At 70.8% G+C, this 17,522-nt stretch carries 14 protein-coding genes; 11 read left to right on the top strand and 3 right to left on the bottom strand.

Translation table 11 applies throughout. The annotated features are described in order from the left end of the window. The first annotated feature begins 10 nt into the window (after positions 1-10). From ACFYRX_RS10220 to ACFYRX_RS10205, 4 genes are read left to right on the top strand one after another with little or no spacing between them, the layout of a single operon-like run. Positions 11-2,527 (top strand): nitrate- and nitrite sensing domain-containing protein, encoded by a 2,517-nt coding sequence (locus ACFYRX_RS10220; RefSeq protein ID WP_389097895.1) that lies wholly within the window; start codon positions 11-13, stop codon positions 2,525-2,527. Between the two features lie 10 nt (positions 2,528-2,537). Then, positions 2,538-2,960 carry a roadblock/LC7 domain-containing protein gene (locus ACFYRX_RS10215; RefSeq protein WP_030313681.1) on the top strand — a complete coding sequence of 141 codons (423 nt, stop codon included), beginning with the start codon at positions 2,538-2,540 and terminating at the stop codon, positions 2,958-2,960. A 1-nt stretch (position 2,961) separates the two neighbouring features. Further along, complete coding sequence (locus ACFYRX_RS10210; protein ID WP_389097894.1) at positions 2,962-3,324, top strand: DUF742 domain-containing protein; 363 nt, start codon at positions 2,962-2,964, stop codon at positions 3,322-3,324. Continuing rightward, positions 3,311-3,907, top strand: coding sequence for an ATP/GTP-binding protein (locus ACFYRX_RS10205; RefSeq protein ID WP_389097893.1), 597 nt, complete (start codon positions 3,311-3,313; stop codon positions 3,905-3,907). The genes ACFYRX_RS10210 and ACFYRX_RS10205 overlap by 14 nt, the downstream gene beginning before the upstream one ends. 2 nt (positions 3,908-3,909) lie before the next feature. On the opposite strand, the gene ACFYRX_RS10200 is transcribed toward ACFYRX_RS10205, so the two are convergent. Next, positions 3,910-5,418 carry a M81 family metallopeptidase gene (locus ACFYRX_RS10200; RefSeq protein WP_389097892.1) on the bottom strand — a complete coding sequence of 503 codons (1,509 nt, stop codon included), beginning with the start codon at positions 5,416-5,418 and terminating at the stop codon, positions 3,910-3,912. Between the two features lie 89 nt (positions 5,419-5,507). Next, the gene (locus tag ACFYRX_RS10195; RefSeq protein WP_389097891.1) at positions 5,508-6,701 is read right to left on the bottom strand and encodes an ROK family protein; all 1,194 of its coding nucleotides are present in this window, start codon (positions 6,699-6,701) and stop codon (positions 5,508-5,510) included. A 181-nt stretch (positions 6,702-6,882) separates the two neighbouring features. On the opposite strand from ACFYRX_RS10195, the gene ACFYRX_RS10190 reads away from it, so the two are divergent. The 5 genes from ACFYRX_RS10190 to ACFYRX_RS10170 are packed head-to-tail and all read left to right on the top strand — an operon-like array spanning position 6,883 to position 12,995. Beyond that, positions 6,883-8,628 (top strand): peptide ABC transporter substrate-binding protein, encoded by a 1,746-nt coding sequence (locus ACFYRX_RS10190; protein ID WP_389097890.1) that lies wholly within the window; start codon positions 6,883-6,885, stop codon positions 8,626-8,628. After that, a complete protein-coding gene (locus tag ACFYRX_RS10185; protein ID WP_389098222.1) occupies positions 8,628-9,587 on the top strand; it encodes an ABC transporter permease in 960 nt (319 codons plus the stop codon). The genes ACFYRX_RS10190 and ACFYRX_RS10185 overlap by 1 nt, the downstream gene beginning before the upstream one ends. Positions 9,588-9,589: 2 nt before the next feature. Next, positions 9,590-10,462 carry an ABC transporter permease gene (locus ACFYRX_RS10180; RefSeq protein WP_389098220.1) on the top strand — a complete coding sequence of 291 codons (873 nt, stop codon included), beginning with the start codon at positions 9,590-9,592 and terminating at the stop codon, positions 10,460-10,462. Continuing rightward, positions 10,459-12,099, top strand: a complete 1,641-nt coding sequence (locus tag ACFYRX_RS10175) for a dipeptide ABC transporter ATP-binding protein (protein WP_389097889.1) — start codon at positions 10,459-10,461, stop codon at positions 12,097-12,099. The genes ACFYRX_RS10180 and ACFYRX_RS10175 overlap by 4 nt, the downstream gene beginning before the upstream one ends. Continuing rightward, positions 12,096-12,995, top strand: coding sequence for an ROK family protein (locus ACFYRX_RS10170; RefSeq protein WP_389097888.1), 900 nt, complete (start codon positions 12,096-12,098; stop codon positions 12,993-12,995). The genes ACFYRX_RS10175 and ACFYRX_RS10170 overlap by 4 nt, the downstream gene beginning before the upstream one ends. 92 nt (positions 12,996-13,087) lie before the next feature. Here the strand turns inward: ACFYRX_RS10170 and ACFYRX_RS10165 are convergent, their stop codons facing one another. Further along, positions 13,088-14,053, bottom strand: a complete 966-nt coding sequence (locus ACFYRX_RS10165) for an ABC transporter substrate-binding protein (RefSeq protein ID WP_389097887.1) — start codon at positions 14,051-14,053, stop codon at positions 13,088-13,090. Between the two features lie 370 nt (positions 14,054-14,423). Between ACFYRX_RS10165 and ACFYRX_RS10160 the strand changes: the two genes are divergently transcribed. Continuing rightward, on the top strand, positions 14,424-17,045 hold the full coding sequence (locus ACFYRX_RS10160) for an ATP-binding protein (RefSeq protein WP_389097886.1): 2,622 nt from the start codon (positions 14,424-14,426) through the stop codon (positions 17,043-17,045). Next, positions 17,042-17,518, top strand: coding sequence for a roadblock/LC7 domain-containing protein (locus tag ACFYRX_RS10155; protein ID WP_389097885.1), 477 nt, complete (start codon positions 17,042-17,044; stop codon positions 17,516-17,518). Before ACFYRX_RS10160 ends, ACFYRX_RS10155 begins: the two co-directional genes overlap by 4 nt. The last annotated feature ends 4 nt before the right edge of the window (positions 17,519-17,522 follow it).

Here is a 17,522-nt window from a genome sequence, read left to right as displayed (position 1 = left end):
AAGGACGACCATGCCCGACCGGAAAGGTGCCCGGCGCCGCCTCGGCTCCATACGTCTCTCGCTCATCCTGCTGGCGCTGGTGCCCAGCGTCACCCTCACCGCCATGTGGGGTCTGACGACCACCCAGTTGTTCTCGGAGGGCCTACGGCTGCGCTCGCAGACGGAGCTGAGCAGGTCGACCGGCGCGATGGGCACCGAGGCCACGCTCGCGCTGCAGGGGGAACGCGCGGCGTCCGCCGCCTGGCTGGCCGGCGTGCCGGGCTCCCGGGCCGCGCTGGCGGTGAAACGCGCACAGACGGACGCCGCGGTCGCCAAGCTCGTCGGGCGGTCCGAGGAGATCCAGCAGGCACCGGGGCGGATCGCCGACCGGCTGTACTCGGTCCTCGGTTCGGTGGACAGTCTGGAGTACTACCGCGGTCAGGTGGACCACCCCACCGACATCAACGCCGCGCAGGCGCTGGACCAGTACACGTCGATCATCGACGACCAGATCCACGCCTTCCAGCAGCTCTCGCAGGTCGACGACGGAGACCTCACCTCGCAGGCCGGGCCGCTCGTCGCTCTCGAACACGCGGCGGAGCTGACCTCCCAGGAGGATGTACAGCTCACCCTGGCCTGGCCGTCCGGCCGTCTCGACGAGAAGGCGTGGACGCAGTTCGTGCAGCTGGTGAACACGCGCCGGTGGCTCGTCGAGGACCAGATCGTGCCCGCGCTGAGCGGCGACGCGAAGAAGCAGACCGAGCGGATCCTGGCGAGCGCGGACTGGCAGACCCTGACGGCCGTCGAGGACCAGGTGCTCGCCGCCCGGCCCGGCGGGACGGGCCGGGTGGCGCTGCCCGACGCGCAGAAGCGGTGGTCGGCCGCGATGCAGCGGGTCTCCGTCCGCTACACCGCCCTGATCCGGCAGCAGACCTCCGGGCTGCTGACCCGCAGCGCGGACAAGGCGCGCGAGCAGCTGCTGACGGCCGCGGCCCTCAGCGCCGGCGGACTGGTCGCGCTGCTGGTCTGTCTCGTCATGTCCTGGCGCATCACGCGCTCCCTGTCCCGGCGGCTGCGCGGTCTCCGGGAGGCCACGCTGAGTCTGGCCCAGGAGCGGCTGCCCGACGTGGTCGCCCGGCTGGAGCGGGGGGACAAGGTCGACGTGGACAGGGCCGCGCCGGAGCTGGACTACGGCTCGGACGAACTCGGGCAGGTGGCCAAGGCGTTCAACGCCGCGCAGCGGACGGCCGTGGAGACGGCGGTGGAACTCGCCGACACCCGGCGCGGTTTCCAGAAGGTGATCCTCGGCATCGCCCGCGAGAGCCAGAACCTCGTCAACCTCCAGCTCAGCCGGCTGGACACCCTGGAGCGCCGGCACCAGGACCCCGACGTGCTGGAGGGGCTGTACGAACTGGACTCCACGGCAAGCCAGTTGCGGCGCTACGAGGAGAACCTGGTCATCATCAGCGGCGGGCGGCCGCGGCGCAGCTGGACCGAGCCGGTCGCGCTGGTCGACATCCTGCGCAGTGCCGTGGGTGAGGTCGCGGAGTACCAGCGGGTGGAGGTGCACACCGAGGAGGAGGTGTGCCTGGCGCCGCCCGCGGTCGCGGACGTGATCCATCTCCTGGCCGAACTGATCGAGAACGCCACGCTGTACTCCCCCGCGCCGAGTCCCGTCGGCGTACGGGCCGCACTGGTCGCCAAGGGCCTGGCCGTCGAGGTCGAGGACCGGGGTCTCGGCATGTCCGAGGACGAGTACGCCTCCTTCAACGCCCACTTGGCCGAGGCCCCCAAGTTCGACGTGGTCGCCCTCGCCGACGACCTCCGCCTCGGCATGTTCGTCATCGCCCGCCTCGCCGATCTCCACGGCATCCAGGTGACGCTGCGGTCCTCGCCGTACGGGGGGACCACGGCGATCGTGCTGATCCCGCACGAGATCGTCGTACGGGAGGACGCCGATGCCCGGAGCCAGGGCGGGGCGATCCCGGACACGGCGGACGCCGGGACGGACACCGCGGGCTCGGCGGATGTCCAGGTCTCGCCGGCCACGGTCGAGTCGGCCGCGATCGGGTCGGCCGCAGCTCGGGAGGATTCCAGGGCAGCGTCCCCGGCACGCGCCGCCGCCACCGCCGTCACCCGCCCTGACGGTCTCGTCGCTCTCCCCCGGCGAGTGCCCCAGACCAGTCTCGCCGTCGAACTGCGCGAGGAGGCCACGGCCGTCACCGAGGAGGCGGACGCCGACGCGTTCACCGCCGACCACGCGGCCTCCTCGCTCTCCGGCTTCCAACGCGGCACGCTCCGCGCCCGCGACGAGGACGACCTCCTCGACGGCCCGGACGACCCGGCCACGCGCACCGGCCCCCACGGCGCCCCGAAGTCCGCGACCGGCCAGGGGACCGACCCGTTCGACATCCCAGAGGAAGTGACTCCCGCCGACGACGACCCCCTCGGCGCCCTCAAGGAAGCGGCCGCCGCCGAGCCCGGTCCGCTCGGTGTTCCGCACGACCCGGCCGTCGCCGTCCACGCTCCCCACCACGATCGCTCATGAAGGACACGCCATGACACGCCCCACCCCCGCCACGCACACCCAGCTGGACCAGTTGCTCACCGGACTCGTGGAGCGGGTCGCCGACGTGACGCAGGCTGTCGTGCTCTCCGAGGACGGGCTGGTCGTCAGCAAGTCGACCGGGTTCCTGCGCGACGACGCCGAACGGCTGGCGGCGACCGCGTCCGGGCTGATGAGTCTGAGCAAGGGCGTCAGCATGGACTTCCGGGGCGGCCCGGTGCGCCAGGCGCTCATCGAGATGGCCAACAGCTTCCTGATCCTGACGTCGGCGGGCCCCGGCGCCCATCTGGTCGTCCTCACCGGACCGAACGCCGACGTGGGTGTCGTGGCGTACCAGATGAACATGCTGGTGAAGAAGATCGGCGAGCACCTCAGCGCGGCACCACGGGCCGGCATCGGCCCGACCGGCGGATGAGGTGACCGACAGCGACGCGGCGGCGGGCCGGCTGGTACGGCCGTTCGCCCTGACCGGCGGGCGAACCCGGCCCAGCCGCGCCGACTTCACCCTCATCACGACGGTCACCGCGGTGGACCCGCCCCCGGAGCGGGCCCGCCGGCCGCAGCCCGAGCAGACCCGCATCCTGCGCCGGTGTGCCCGTCCGGTCGCCGTGGCGGAGCTGGCCGCGTTGCTGGACCTCCCGGTCAGCGTGGTCGTGATCATGCTGTGCGACCTCCTGGAGGCGGGCCTGATCACCGCCCACCCGCCGCGCCCCGTCTCGCCCCGCACCACGGATCTGGACCTGTTGCAGAAAGTGAGGGATGGCCTTGGCCGGCTCTGAGACGCTCGCTGTCGGGACTGCTGGGACTCCCGCCGCACCGGACACCGTCAAGATCCTGATCGCGGGCGGCTTCGGTGTCGGCAAGACCACCATGGTCGGGTCGGTCAGCGAGATCACCCCGCTGCGCACGGAGGAACCCCTCACCATCGCGGGCCTGGGCGTCGACGATCTCGCCGGGATCGAGCAGAAGCGGGCCACCACCGTGGCCATGGACTTCGGCCGGATCACCATCAGCGACGAACTGGTGCTCTACCTCTTCGGTACGCCGGGCCAGCAGCGGTTCTGGTTCATGTGGAACGACCTCGCCGTCGGCGCCCTGGGCGCGGTCGTCCTCATCGACGTACGCCGCCCGGAGTCCAGTTTCGCCGCCGTGGACTTCTTCGAGCGCCGCCGCATCCCCTTCGTCGTCGCCGTCAACGGCTTCGACGGACGGCACCCGTACCCGGCCGAGGACATCAGGGAGTCCCTCGCACTGCCGCGGGACGTCCCGGTGGTGCTGTGCGACGCCCGACGGCGCGAGTCGTCCCGGGACGTGCTGATCACCCTTCTGGACCTGCTGATCGCCTCCGCTGTGGACGACTGACCTCACTCGTCGGGGCCGGTCAACTCCCTGTCCGAGGGCGGGATCACGCGGGCCACGAGGTCCGGGTCGGGCATGTCGCGGTCGAAGGGGAACATCGGGCGGCGGATGCGGTGGTGACCGAGGCGCGGCAGGTCCTGGTCGACGCCGCCCGGGGTGAGGGCCATCTTCCAGTCGGCGGCCATGGCGAACAGCTCGGGCTCCAGGTAGCCGATCTTGACGAGGACGACGTCCGCCTTCCGCGGCTCCAACTCCAGGTCGGTGAAGTCGTGTTCATGGTGGTACGGCTTCCTCAGCCGCGTCAGGACCACGTACACGCTCCCCACCCGCAGCACCACCTCGGTCACCGCGTGCTGGTCGCCTTGGCGGATCGCCTGAACCACGCCGGTCAGGGTGAGCGGTCCCGCGTGCCGGTCGTCGACCTCGGCACCCGCGGTGACGGTGACCGTGGCCCCGACGCCCGCCGCCACGGCCGTATCGACGGCTGCCGGGCCCGGGAGCGAGGCGTAGATGACCGTCGGGCCGGTCGGGTCCTCGAACTCAGGGCGAGCCAGGACCTGTTGGAGCCCCCATGTGACGTCACCCGCGCCGCCCGCGGTCGGGTTGTCGCCGGTGTCGCTGATGAAGTACGGGCGGCGCTCGGAGGCCAGGGCCGCGTCCAGGCACTCCTCCAGGGTGCCGGTCGGGGCCACGAACTCGAAGTCGTGCCGGGCCTTCCAGAAGGCGCGGGCGAGCCGTTCCGCGCCGCTGGTCACGGCGTCCGCGGAAGAGCCCGTGACGACGACCGCGGCCCGGTTGCGGGGTTCGTCGGCCCAGGCGTAGCCGACCCAGATCGCCGCGTCCGTCACACCGTCCGCCGCCTCCACCTCCGCCACGGCGGCGTAGACGCTCTTCGCCGGTTCGATCCGGGTGGAGGTCTGCTCGCCGGCCAGCAGCACGGGGACCGGGATCCATGCCTTGAGCGGGCGGGGCGCGCCGCTCGTCAGATGGTCCACGAGGTTGCGCGCGGCCCGCTCCTTGGTCTCCATCTCGTCCTCGTGCGGGGCCATGCGGTAACAGGTGATCAGATCGGTGCGGTGGACGAGGTCGCGGGAGACGTTGCCGTGCAGGTCCATCGAGGTGGAGATGATCGCGTCGGGGCCGGTGATCTCCCTTATGCGGTACAGGAGTTCGGCCTCGGCGTCATCGAGGCCCTCGACGGTCGTCGCGCCATGGATGTCGTACCAGAGGCCGTCGACCGGGCCCATCTCGGCAAGCCGGGTGAGGAGTTCACCGGTCAGCTCGGCGTAGGCGGCGGCCGTGACCGTGCCTCCCGGCAGCGCCTTGCCCACGAGGGCGCCCCGCCAGTCGGCGGCCTCGCGCAAGGGTTGGCCCGGGGCGAGGAAGGGGTAGCGGGTAAGGACGTCCTGTCCTCGTCGGGGGTGGAAGGCGGGGGCTTCGGTGCGGGCCGGGGAGAAGGTCGAGGATTCGATACCGAGGCCGGCGATGGCAATGACTGGGCGTGAAGGGGACACGGGTACTCCAGGTCGTCTGTTGGCTGCGGGTTCGTCGTGGCTTGTCGCGCCCGCGCGGCGGAGCCGCACATGGACACGGTCCCGCGCCCCTAAAAGGCTCCCGTGACCGTCTGCATCGCCTGCGCCAGTGCCCCCTGCAACGCGAACTGACCCGCTCCCGCCAGCCCCGCGTCCGCGCCCAGTGACGTGCGTTCGATCACCAGGTGCTGGGTGACCAGCGGATGGCAGCCCTCGTAGAGCTGGCTGCGGACGGCCGCGACGAAGGGCTCCAGCGTGGAGAGGATGCCGCCGAGGTACACCGCGTCGGGGTTGAAGAAGTTGACGTTGGCCGCGAGGACCTGGCCCAGATAGCGGCCCGCCTGCCGGACCGCGCGGGTGGCCTCGGGGTCGGCGTCGATGGCGCGTCGTACGACGTCCTCGGTGCTCGCCACGTCGAGGCCACGCTCCCGCAGGATCCGCACCAGTGCCGCCCCGGAGGCGACCGTCTCCAGGCAGCCGGTGTTGCCGCAGGAGCACGGGGTGTCCTGGGCGGCCTCGACGCGGACGTGGGTGATCTCCCCCGCCCCGCCGGTCGCGCCCCGGTACAGCCGTCCGTCCACGATCACGCCCGCGCCGATTCCGGAGCCCACCTTCACCATGATCGACTGCCGGTGCTCGACGGGCCGGACGCTGTGCTCGCCCACGGCCATGCAGTTGGCGTCGTTCTCGACGGCCACCGGGACGGTGAAGCGCTCCTCGAACCAGTCCCGTACGGGGAACCGGTTCCAGCCGGGCATGCGCGCGGGCAGCGTGACCAGGCCCGGTTCGACGTCGACCGGGCCCGGCAGGCACAGGCCCACGCCCCGCAGCCGCTGTCTGCCGTGCCGGTCGATCAGCGTCTGGAGTGTCTCCGCGAGACCGGGCAGCGCGGTCTCGGGACCGTCGGCCGTGGCGAACGGGACGGTCGACACGTCGGTGAGGTCGCCACCGGGGTGCACGACCCCGACATGCGCGTGCTTTCCGCCGATGTCGGCCGCGAGGGCGTAGCCGTCGCTGCCGCCGAGCCGCAGCACCTTGCGGGGCCGCCCGCCCGTGGAGGACCGGGTGCCCTCCTCGGCGACCAGGCCGCGGGCCAGGAGCTGTCCGACCGCGAAGGACACCGTCGAGGGCGCGGCGCCGAGCAGTGCGGCGAGTTCGGTGCGGGTCGTCGCCTGGCCGGAGGCGAGGAGTTCGAGGACGCCCTCGGCGAGCGAGGAGAAGCCGTTGCCGTTTCTCCGATGGTGCGGGGGGCTTTTTTCAAGCATGGAAGAAGTTACTCCCGAATTCGGCGGCCGGGGCGTCGAGCGTAAGCCCGTGAAGCCTCTCTGTCCTTTTTCCAGAACAGCAGAAACAGGCTTTTTACAACGGCACGCCTGTTTCTTCCAACAGAGGGGGCGTTCACTGGCCCCACCCCCGCTTCCCCTTCCCTGGTCCCAGGAGCACGCCATGTCCCCTGCCCGCCCGAGACTCCTCGCCGGTGCCGCCGCCCTCAGCGCGGGCACCCTGCTGCTGACCGCGTGTTCCGGGTCCAGCGACACGACGTCGTCCTCGCACGACGCCGTCAACTACGCGCTGCCCGCGAACTTCACCCCGAACTGGATCCTGCCGATCGGTACCGCGGCCCACCTCAACACCAACAACATCTCCATCGCGAACACTCTGTGGGAGCCGCTCATCGCCTACGACGGCTCGACCGGCAAGATCGGCTGGAACAAGGCCGGTTCGGTCGCCACCGACGCCAAGTTCGCCGCCGACGACAAGAGCGTGACGATCACCCTGGGCGACCGGCACTGGAGCGACGGGAAGCCGATCACCTCGGCGGACGTGAAGTTCTGGTTCGACCTCATCAAGGCGAACAAGTCCGCGTGGGCGGGCTACAACCCGGGCAAGGCCCCCGACAACTGGACGTCTTTCAGGACGGTCGACGACACCCACTTCACGATCACCTTCGACAAGGCCTACAACCCGCAGTGGATGCTCGCCAACGAGCTGAACTCCATCACCCCGCTGCCCCAGCACGTCTGGGCCGGGGGCCGGGACGCCAAGCAGGCATGGACGTACCTCAACAACGCGGCGAAGAACATCTCCGGCTATGCCTCCGACCCGCTGTGGAAGACCATCAGCGGCCCCTACGCCGTCAAGTTCTTCTCCACCGCCGGCAAGGTCGTCCTGACCGCCAACAAGAAGTACGACGGCGGCGAGAAGGCGAGCATCCCCACGGTGAACCTGCTCCCGTTCACCACCACCGACGCCGAGAAGAACGCCCTGCGCTCCGGCAGTGTCGACTACGGCTACATCGAGGCGACCGACCTCGACCAGAAGGACAGTTTCACCGCGCAGGGCTACAAGGTTCAGCCGTGGTCGGGCTGGGCGATCACCTACATGCCGTACAACTTCAACAACCCTGCCATGGGCGCCGTGTTCAAGCAGCTGTACGCCCGTCAGGCCGTCCAGCACTCGATCGACCAGGCGAGCCTCGCGAAGGTCGTCTTCAACGGCACGGCGGTGCCCGGCTACGGGCCGATCCCGCAGGGACAGGCCTCGGACTTCCTGTCGCCGGTGCAGAAGGACAACCCGTATCCGTTCTCGAACGATACCGCCAAGTCGCTGCTGACGAGCCATGGTTGGACCGAGCAGGGCGGGGTCATGACCTGCTCCGAGCCCGCGAAGTGCGGTGCGGGCGTCGCCAAGGGCACGAAGTTCCAGATGCAGGTGCTTTCGCAGTCCGGCTCCGCGGTCACCGACAACATGATGAGCGCGATCCAGTCCTCGCTCGCCAAGACCGGCATCAAGTTCTCCATCAAGACGGCACCGGTCAACTCGGTGCTCTCCCAGACCCCGCAGTGCACGCCGGGGCAGTCGATCTGCAAGTGGCAGCTGAGCTTCTTCGGGACGGCCGGCAGCTGGTACTTCAACGCCTTCCCGACCGGTGACTCGCTGTTCCAGACCGGCGGCGGCTCCAACTTCGGCAACTACTCCGACACGGATGTCGACAAGCTCATCTCGGCGACCACCACGTCGAGTTCGAACCAGGCGGTCCAGGACTACAGCGCGGCCCTCGCCAAGGACCTGCCGGTGGTCTGGCTGCCGGAACCGGACTACCAGATCTCGGTCGTCAAGAACGGACTCGGCGGCTTCTCCCAGGACTCGCTGGCCAACTTCCACCCGGCGCAGTGGAAGTGGACCAAGTAGTGGAGACGGTCCTCTATCTCGTACGGCGGCTGTCACAGGCCCTCGCCGTGATCCTGATCGTCACGATCGTGGTCTTCTGCCTGCTGCACGCGCTTCCCGGGGGTCCCGCGCGCGGGATCCTCGGACCGCAGGCGACGGCCGGGCAGATCGCCGCGTTCAACCACGAGCAGGGGCTCGACCGGTCCCTGCCCGTGCAGTACGCCTACTACCTGCGCGAGTTGGCGCAAGGTGATCTCGGGACGTCGTACACGCTGAACGAGGCGGTGTCCCGGCTGATCGAGCAACGACTGCCGAAGACACTGGTGTTGACCGTGCTGTCAGCGGTGGTGGGGCTGTTGCTCGCTGTGCCGCTGGGGATGTGGCAGGCTGTGCGGAGGAACAAGCCGGCCGACTACGTCATCACCACGCTGAGCTTCGTGGCGTACTCGACACCGGTGTACTTCCTGGGCCTGCTGCTGATCCTGCTGTTCACCCAGACCCTGCGGTGGTTCCCCTCGCAGGCACCCCAAGGGGACACGCTGGCCCAGGTGCTGGCGGACCCTGCGGCACTGGTGCTGCCCGTGGTGACCGGGGCCGCGTCGATGGTGGCCGTGTTCAGCCGGTACATGCGGGGCGCGACGCTGGAGAACCTGTCCGAGGACTATGTCCGGACCGCTCGGGCGGGTGGGGCTTCGCAGTACGCGGTGCTCTTCCGGCACGTCTTCCGGAACTCGCTGACGCCGGTGATCGCGATGCTCGGGTACTACGTGCCGGTGCTGTTCGGGGGTGCGCTGGTGGTGGAGCAGTTGTTCAACTACCCGGGGATGGGGCTGCTGTTCTGGTCCGCGGCCCAGTCGTCGGACTATCCGGTGCTGTTGGGGTGTGTGCTCGTCATCTCCGTCGCGACGGTGGTGGGGACGTTGCTTGCGGATGTGGTGCAGCGCGTTGTTGATCCTCGGGTGAAGGAGGGGCGGGCGTGAGTGTGCAAACCGCGGGCCGGTGGGGGCTGATCGCGCAGTTCCCCGCGCCCCTGAAGGCGCGCTTCGCGCGCAACAAGCTTGCCGTTGCCGGGCTCGTGGTTGTCATCCTCTTCATAGGTTTCTGCTTCCTCGGGCCCCTTCTCTACTCCACCGATCAGACCCACACCGATCTCACCCAGGTCAACCTCCCGCCCGGCTCGGGCCATTGGCTGGGTACCGACGCCGTCGGGCATGATCAGCTCGGGCGGCTCATGTACGGCGGGCAGGTGTCCCTTCTGGTGGGGCTGGCGGCCGGGGTGCTCGCCACCGTCATCGGGACCCTGTGGGGTGCCGTCGCGGGGTATGCAGGCGAGTGGGTCGACGCCGTGATGATGCGGGTCGTCGACGCCGGCATCGCCATCCCCGCGCTGTTCATCCTGCTGGTCGTGTCCGCCATCACCAGTCCCGGCACGGGAGGACTGATTCTCGTCCTCGGGCTGGTGTCCTGGCTGGTGCCCTCCCGGCTGGTGCGGGCCGAGACGCTCACGCTCAAGAACCGGGACTATGTGCTGACCCTGCGGGCGACCGGGGGCACCCACGGGCGGGCGATCCGCCGGCACATCCTGCCGAACTCGGTGTCCACGATCGTCGTCGCGGGCACCTTCCAGGTCGCCGACGCGATCCTGCTCATCGCCTATGTGTCGTATCTGGGCCTCGGCGTCCAGCCGCCGAAGACCGACTGGGGCGGCATGCTGTCGGCCGGGCTGACGGCCGCGTACTCGGGACGCTGGTGGCTGATCGTGCCGCCGGGCCTCGCGATCATCCTCGTCGTGTGCGCGTTCAACGCGATCGGCGACGGGCTGCGGGACGCCTTCGACGTGAGGGGACGCGCGTGAACATCCTGACCATCGAGGACCTCGGAGTGGCGTTCTCCACGGAGACGGGTGACGTGCCCGCCGTGCGCGGGGTGTCGCTGGAGGTCCGCCCCGGTGAGACGCTCGCACTGGTCGGCGAGTCGGGGTCCGGGAAGTCGACGGTGGCGCTGGCCGCGATGGGGTTGCTGCCGGGCAGTGCGCGGGTGGCGGGGCGGGTGACGGTCGACGGCACGGAAGTCGTCGGGGCGCCGGAGGCCTCGCTCGCCGGACTGCGCGGACGTACGGCCTCCATGGTCTTCCAGGAACCGGCCACCGCCCTCGACCCGCTGACCCGGGTCGGCGCCCAGATCGCCGAAGTCGTACGCAATCACCGGGACGCCTCCCGGTCGGACGCCGCGCGCGAGGCGGTCGAACTCCTGCGCCGCGTGGGGATTCCCGAGCCGGAGCGGCGGGCTTCGGCATTCCCCTTCCAGTTGTCGGGCGGGCAGCGGCAGCGGGTCGTCATCGCCATGGCGATCGCCAACTCGCCGGCTCTGCTGATCGCGGACGAGCCGACCACCGCGCTCGATGTCACCGTGCAGGCCGAGATCCTCGATCTGCTGCGGCGGCTCGCGGCCGACTCGGGCACCGGCGTCCTGCTGGTCACGCACAACATGGGCGTAGTCGCCGACTTCGCGGACCGGGTCGCCGTGATGCTGCGGGGCGAGGTGGTGGAGACCGGGCCGGTGGAGGACGTGCTGTTGCGGCCGGAGCACGCGTACACGCGGGCGCTGCTGTCGGCGGTGCCGCGACTGAGGTTCAGCGACGCCGCGACTCCCGCGCAGGACCCTCCCCCTGCCTCGCGCACGGAAGCTCCCGTGGTGCGACTCCGGGACGTGTCCGTGCGGTTCGGGCGGGTCCGGGCACTCGACGGTGTCTCCCTCGACGTCCGTCCCGGTGACACCGTGGGGCTCGTCGGCGAGTCCGGGTCGGGCAAGTCGACGGCGGCCAGGGTCGCGCTCGGGCTCATCGCGCCCGCCTCCGGTTCGGTGTCGCTGTTCGGCACCGACCTGGCCCGGGTCCGGGGCCGGAGGCGGCGGGCGCTGCTCGCCGGTGTGGGCGTGGTGCTCCAGGATCCGGTGGCCTCGCTGGACGCGCGGATGAGTGTGGCGGAGTGCGTGGCCGAGCCGCTCAGAATGCACCGCAGGGGCATGTCGGGGGCGGAGCGCCGGGACCGGGTCGCGGAGGTGCTCGAACTCGTGCGGCTGCCGAGGGAGTTGGCGGCACGGGGCCCGCGTGAACTGTCCGGTGGTCAGCGGCAGCGGGTGAGTCTCGCCCGGGCGCTGGTGCTCGAACCCCGGCTGCTGGTCGCGGACGAGCCGACCAGCGCGCTGGACGTGAGCGTGCAGCGCACGGTGCTGGAGGTGATCGCCGAGTTGCAGCGCGAGCTGGGGTTCGCCTGTCTCTTCGTCTCCCACGACCTGGCCGTCGTGCAGGAGTTCGCCCAGCGGGTCGTCGTCATGCGGGACGGACGGGTCCAGGAGCAGGGGCCGACCATGTCCACGCTGCTGCACCCGGAGACCGCGTACACCCGGCGGCTCATCGCGGCCGTACCGGTGCCGGATCCGGTGGTGCAGCGGCAGCGCCGTGCGCAGCGGCAGACGGAGGTCACCGCGTGAAGGCGGTCGTCGGTGTCGACATCGGCGGTACGACCACCCAAGTGGCCCTGTGCGCGCAGGACCTGACCGTCGTGGACCGGCTGGAGGTGCGCACCCCCGCGTCGGCGGGCGGGGCCGCGATGGTGGGCGCGGCACTGGACGCCGTACGCCTGCTGCTCGGCCGTACGGGCGCACGGCTGCTCGGGGTCGGGGTCGGGGCGGCGGGTGTGGTGGACGCGCGGGCCGGGCGGGTCCTGGTCGCCAGTGACTCCTTCCGGGGCTGGGCCGGGTTCGCGGTGACGGCGGCGTTCGAGGAGGCGCTGGGGGTGCCGGCGTTCCTGGACAACGACGTCAACGCGTTCCTGCGCGGCGAGGCGACGGCCGGTGCGGTCGCGGGTGAGCCGCACGTGCTCGGGATGACCCTCGGGACCGGGGTCGGCGGGGCACTGTGGCTGGACGGCGCGCTGTACGACGGGCCGCACGGCGCTGCGGGCGAGATCGGGCACGTCCCGGGCTTCGGTGAGCTGCCCTGCACGTGCGGGGGGCGCGGCCATCTGGAGACGCTGGCCTCGGGACGGGCGATCGCGGCCCGGTACGGGGAGCGCACCGGGCGGGAGGTGAGCGCGCGCGAGGTGGCGGAGTCCTCCGACCCGGTCGCGCTCGGCGTGTACGAGGACGCGGGTGCCGCCGTCGCCCGCGCGCTCCTCGTCACGGCGGGCCTGCTGGACGTCACCACCGTCGTGATCGGCGGGGGCGTCAGCCGCTCCTGGCAGCTGCTGGCACCGGCGGTCCGGCGCGCCCTCACCGCCGAACCACCGGTCAGCGGGCATCCGGTACGGGTGTTGCCCGCGCTGCTCGGCGGCGACGCGGTGGCGGTGGGGGCGGCGGCGCGGGTGCGGGCGGAACTCGGCACGTGACCCGCGGGTGACCTCGCGGGAACGGCGCGGGACTCCCCCGTGGAGGCAGGTGCCCGCGCCGTTCCTCAGCCGTTCCGTGCGCCTCGCGTGGGTCAGCCGAGACCGTTCGTCTTCAGCCAGGCCTTCGCCACGTCCAGCGGGTCCTTGTTCTCCAGCTGGACCTGGTTGTCCATCTCGAGGAGCGCCTTGGTGTCCAGCTTGGCGGAGACCGCGTTGAGCGCGGCCACGCCGTCCGCGGAGACACCCGACTTGTAGACCAGCGGGGTCACGTTCGCGAAGCCGAAGAGGTTCTTGGGGTCCTGGAGGACGACGAACTTCTCCTTGATGATGGTCGGGTCGGTCGTGAAGAGGTCCGCGGCCTGCACGGTGTTCTTCTTCAGTGCCGCCTGGGTCAGCGGACCGCCCGCGTCGAGCGCCTTGAAGGACTTGAACTTCAGGCCGTACTCGGACTCCAGGCCGAGCAGACCCTGCTGGCGGGTCTGGAACTCCGGCGAGCCGCCGATGACCAGGTCGCCGGCGACGGCCTTGAGGTCGGCGAGGGTGGATTCGCCGGTCAGGCTGTACTTCTTCGCGGTTTCGGCGTTGAGGGTGACCGAGTCCTTGTCCTCCGCCGGCGCCGAGTCGAGCAGCGTCAGCTTGGAGTCGAGCTTGGACTTGGCCGCGGCGTTCACGCCCTCGACCGACTCCTGCTTGGCGTCCTTGTCCAGGTAGGCCAGCAGGGAGCCGTTGTACTCGGGCAGGACGGTGATCGAGCCGTTCTTCAGCAGGCCGTAGGTGGTCTCGCGGCTGCCGATGTTGGGCTTGTACGTGACCTTGACGCCCTTGGCCTTCAGAGCCTCGCCGTAGATGTCGGCGAGCAGGATGCTCTCGGCGAAGTTGTTGGAGCCGACGACGACGGTGTCGCCGCTGCCGGCGCCCGCGGTGTCCTCGGAGAGCGGGTCGGAGCCCTTGTCGGAGGACCCGCATCCCGCCAGCAGGACCGTGGTGGCGGCGAGCGCGAGGGCGGCCACGCCGGGGTTCTTCCTGAGGGACCTGCGGTGTGCGGCGGTAGAAGTCACGATTCCCGTTCCGGAACTCTGGGGATGCAAGGGGGTTCAAGGGCGTTCTAGGGGGGAAGCCCTTGCACTGATCCAATCCAGCCGGTTCTCGGTCAGTCAAGACCGGCCTGGTCACAATTGACGCCTATCCGTAGTCCGTTGTGAAGGAAGCGCGAAACCGGCGCGCCGGGTGTCGTCCGGGTTGTAACGGATTCTTGACTCGGGGTGGCAGGAAGCGCTGTCCGAAGAGGCTGTAGTCTCGCCGAAGTTGGCGCCGGTCACACAGGCGTGCGGGAGCCACTCAGGTGTCTCTGTGCACCGTCCCGCAGCGATCAGATTCGGTGATGTGCGTTCTTGTGCGCCGCCCGAGACACCCCATGAAGGAGGGCTGGTGTCCGCGAACGAGGTGGGCGCGTCCACCCGGTCGGCACCGTCGCCGGCCCGGGGCGGCACCCGTGGCAGTCGAATACGGGGCATCCGGGACTTCGCCGAGCGCTGGCCCTTCCGGCGCAAGCTGAACATCCTGGTGGGTGTGCCGCTCGCGGTGGTCGCCGTGCTGCTGGCGTACCTCTTCACCGACCAGGTCGGCCAGTCCAACGACGCGTCGGACGCGGCCCAGCTGGTGCGGGACAGCGCCCAGGTGGCCAAGCTCGTGGGGCAGTTGGAGGCCGAGCACCAGCAGGCCGTCCTGCTCTCCGTGCGCCACCAGTCCACCTGGGACGGCCACACCCCCTCGCAGACCGCCTACCGCGCGGCCCAGACAGCCGTGGACGACCAGGTCGAGAAGGTCCGGGTGACCTTCGGCGACCGGCTCCCGTACGAGGAGGCCCAGGCCCTGCGCGAGGTCGACGGCCTGCAGGACCTGCGCGGCACCATCGAGAAGGCGTACCTGCCCGCCGACAACATCGACCCGGCCTACAGCGACGCCTCCCAGGGCCTCATCGACGGCCTCGGACTCGACCGCAACCCCTCCCTCGCGGCCACCTTCACGGGCAACCTGCTCGACTCGCTGCTGCGCGCCGACGCCGCGCACGGATCCTTCGAGACCGGTGTCTTCTCCGCGACGACCGGCGACTCCAACGCCCTCATCGAGCTGATCGGCGCGATCGGCTCCTACGACGAGTACACCCACCAGGTCGACCGCTTCGGCCGGTTCGCCACCGAGGAGCAGGCTCAGGAGCTCGGCGACATCGAGCACAACAGCGCCCAGGCGGCGATCTCCCGGCAGTACGCCGAGCTGCAGATCGACCCCAGCGCGCTCCAGGCCGGTTCGAACGCCGAGATCAAGAAGGCGTTCCAGACGGCGCTCGACTCCTACCCCGACTACCGCGCGCAGGCCCGGACCCGGCTGAAGACCACCACCTCGCTCATCGCCCAGATCGCCGACCGCGCCGACGCCGCCTCCCGCAGCGCCCGGTCGAACGCGGCCTGGCTGCTCGGGGCCGCCCTGCTGGGCTTCGTGCTCTGGCTCGCCTTCTCCGTCGCCGTACGACGTTCCGTGATCCGTCCGGTGCAGGCCCTGACCGGTGCCGCCAAGCAGGTCGCGGACGTGGCCGGCCGTGAGCTGGCGCGCGTCGCCGACGACGACACCGAGGACACCGGGACGCCGCGGCTCCAGGAGATGCCGGTCACCGCGAAGGACGAGATCGGCGACCTCGCGGACGTGTTCAACCAGGTGCAGACCACCGCGCTCGCCCTCCTCGAACGACAGGTCCTCAGCCGCCGCAACGTCGCCGAGATGTTCGGCAACGTGGGCCGCCGGGTCAGCAACCTGACCACGCGACAGCTGGCGCTGATCGACGCGGTGGAGCGCGGCGAGACGGACCCCGCGCTCCTGGAACGCCTCTACAGCATCGACCACATCGCCGTACGTCTGCGCCGCAACGCCGACAGTCTGATGCTGCTCGCCGGTATCCGCGAGACGGTCCTCGACTCCGGGCCGCTCGCGCTCACCAACGTCGTCCGGGCCGCGCTCGGGCAGATCGAGGGCTTCCAGCGGGTCTCCCTCCAGGCCGGCACGGAGGCCATGGTCGAGCCCGACATCATCGGCGACCTCACGCTGATGGTGGCCGAACTCGTCGAGAACGCCGTGTCCTTCTCGCCCGCGGGCAGCCCCGTCGAGGTGATCGTCAAGGACAGCCACGAGGGCGCGCTGGTCGTCATCTCCGACCATGGTCTCGGCATGAGCGCCGAGCGCCTGGAGGAGGAGAACGCCCGCCTCATCCGCCGCGAGCGCCTCGACCTCGTACCGACGAAGGTCCTCGGCCTCTTCGTCGTCGGCACGCTGGCGCGCCGCTGGGAGGTGAGCGTGGCCCTGTCCCGCACCCCCGGCGGCGGTGTGACGGCCGAGGTGACGATCCCGGCGTCCCTGCTGCTGACGATGAGCCCGGTGGCGGTGGCCGCGGCTCCGGCGGCCGACTCGGCAGCGGGCGCCGCACGCACGCGGACGAGCTCCGGACCGTCCTGGGCCGTGGCCGCGGACACGGCGCCCGCCGCGCCGGGCGAGTCCGGCCACCAGGCTGCCGTGCTCTCGAACGGTGCCGGGACCGGCCCCGTGGCGTCCACCGCCGAGGACTCCACTCCGCTCCCCCGCCGGGTCCCCCCGCGCGACCAGGCGGCCCCGGCCGGCGACGAACCCGGCCCCGCCACCGCCCCGTTCATCCCCAAGGCCCGCGCCGGCGAGGTGGGGGTGTCCGCTCCGGCCGAGGGCGATCCCTCCGACGCCCGTCCGCTGCGCCGCCGGGTCCGTGGTGCCACACTGCGCACCACCGTCGGTGCGGACGTCGTCCCGAGGACGGCCCCGTCCCGGCCCGCCGACGCGGAAGCCGTACGCGACGCCCTCGACGAGTTCGAGGCGGCCGTCGAGCGCGCGCACCGGGACACCGAGACCGGCAGCCACCCAAGACCGGTGTTCAACGCCGACAGGGCCGAAAAGGCCGACATGGAAACCCACCGGACCGCATCCGACCCCCCGCACGACCAGAACCACTCCCCGGAAGGAGCGGAGCAGTGAGCACGTCCCCAGGTGACACGCCTACGGAAGGCACCACGCCCGCCGACCTGCAGGCCGCCGCAGCCGACTTCACATGGCTGCTGAACCGTTTCGCGACGGAGACGGCGGGTGTCGTCGACGCCATCGCCGTGTCCTCGGACGGGCTGCTCATCGCCGTGTCGGAACTGCGTGAACACGCGGACTCCGAACGCCTCGCCGCGATCGTCTCCGGCATCACGAGCCTGGCCGCCGGCGCCTCCGGCAACTACGGCCTCGGCGGCCTCAACAAGGTCATCATCGACCTGGAGGGCGGCCATGTCCTGGTCTCCGCGATCGGCAGCGGCGCCGTGCTCGGCGTCGTGACCGACAAGGAGGCCAAGCTGGGCAACATCGCGTACGAGATGACGCTGTTCGCCAACCGGGCGGGCAGCGCGCTCAACCCCCAGCTCGTACTCGAACTGAAGAACAGCGTCGGCGTCGCGTCGAAGCGCTGACCGG

This window comes from Streptomyces sp. NPDC005374 (assembly GCF_042872225.1).
Lineage (GTDB): Bacteria > Actinomycetota > Actinomycetes > Streptomycetales > Streptomycetaceae > Streptomyces.
Note: the sequence above shows the minus strand (reverse complement) of the source record. Positions and strands in the feature narration are given on the sequence as shown.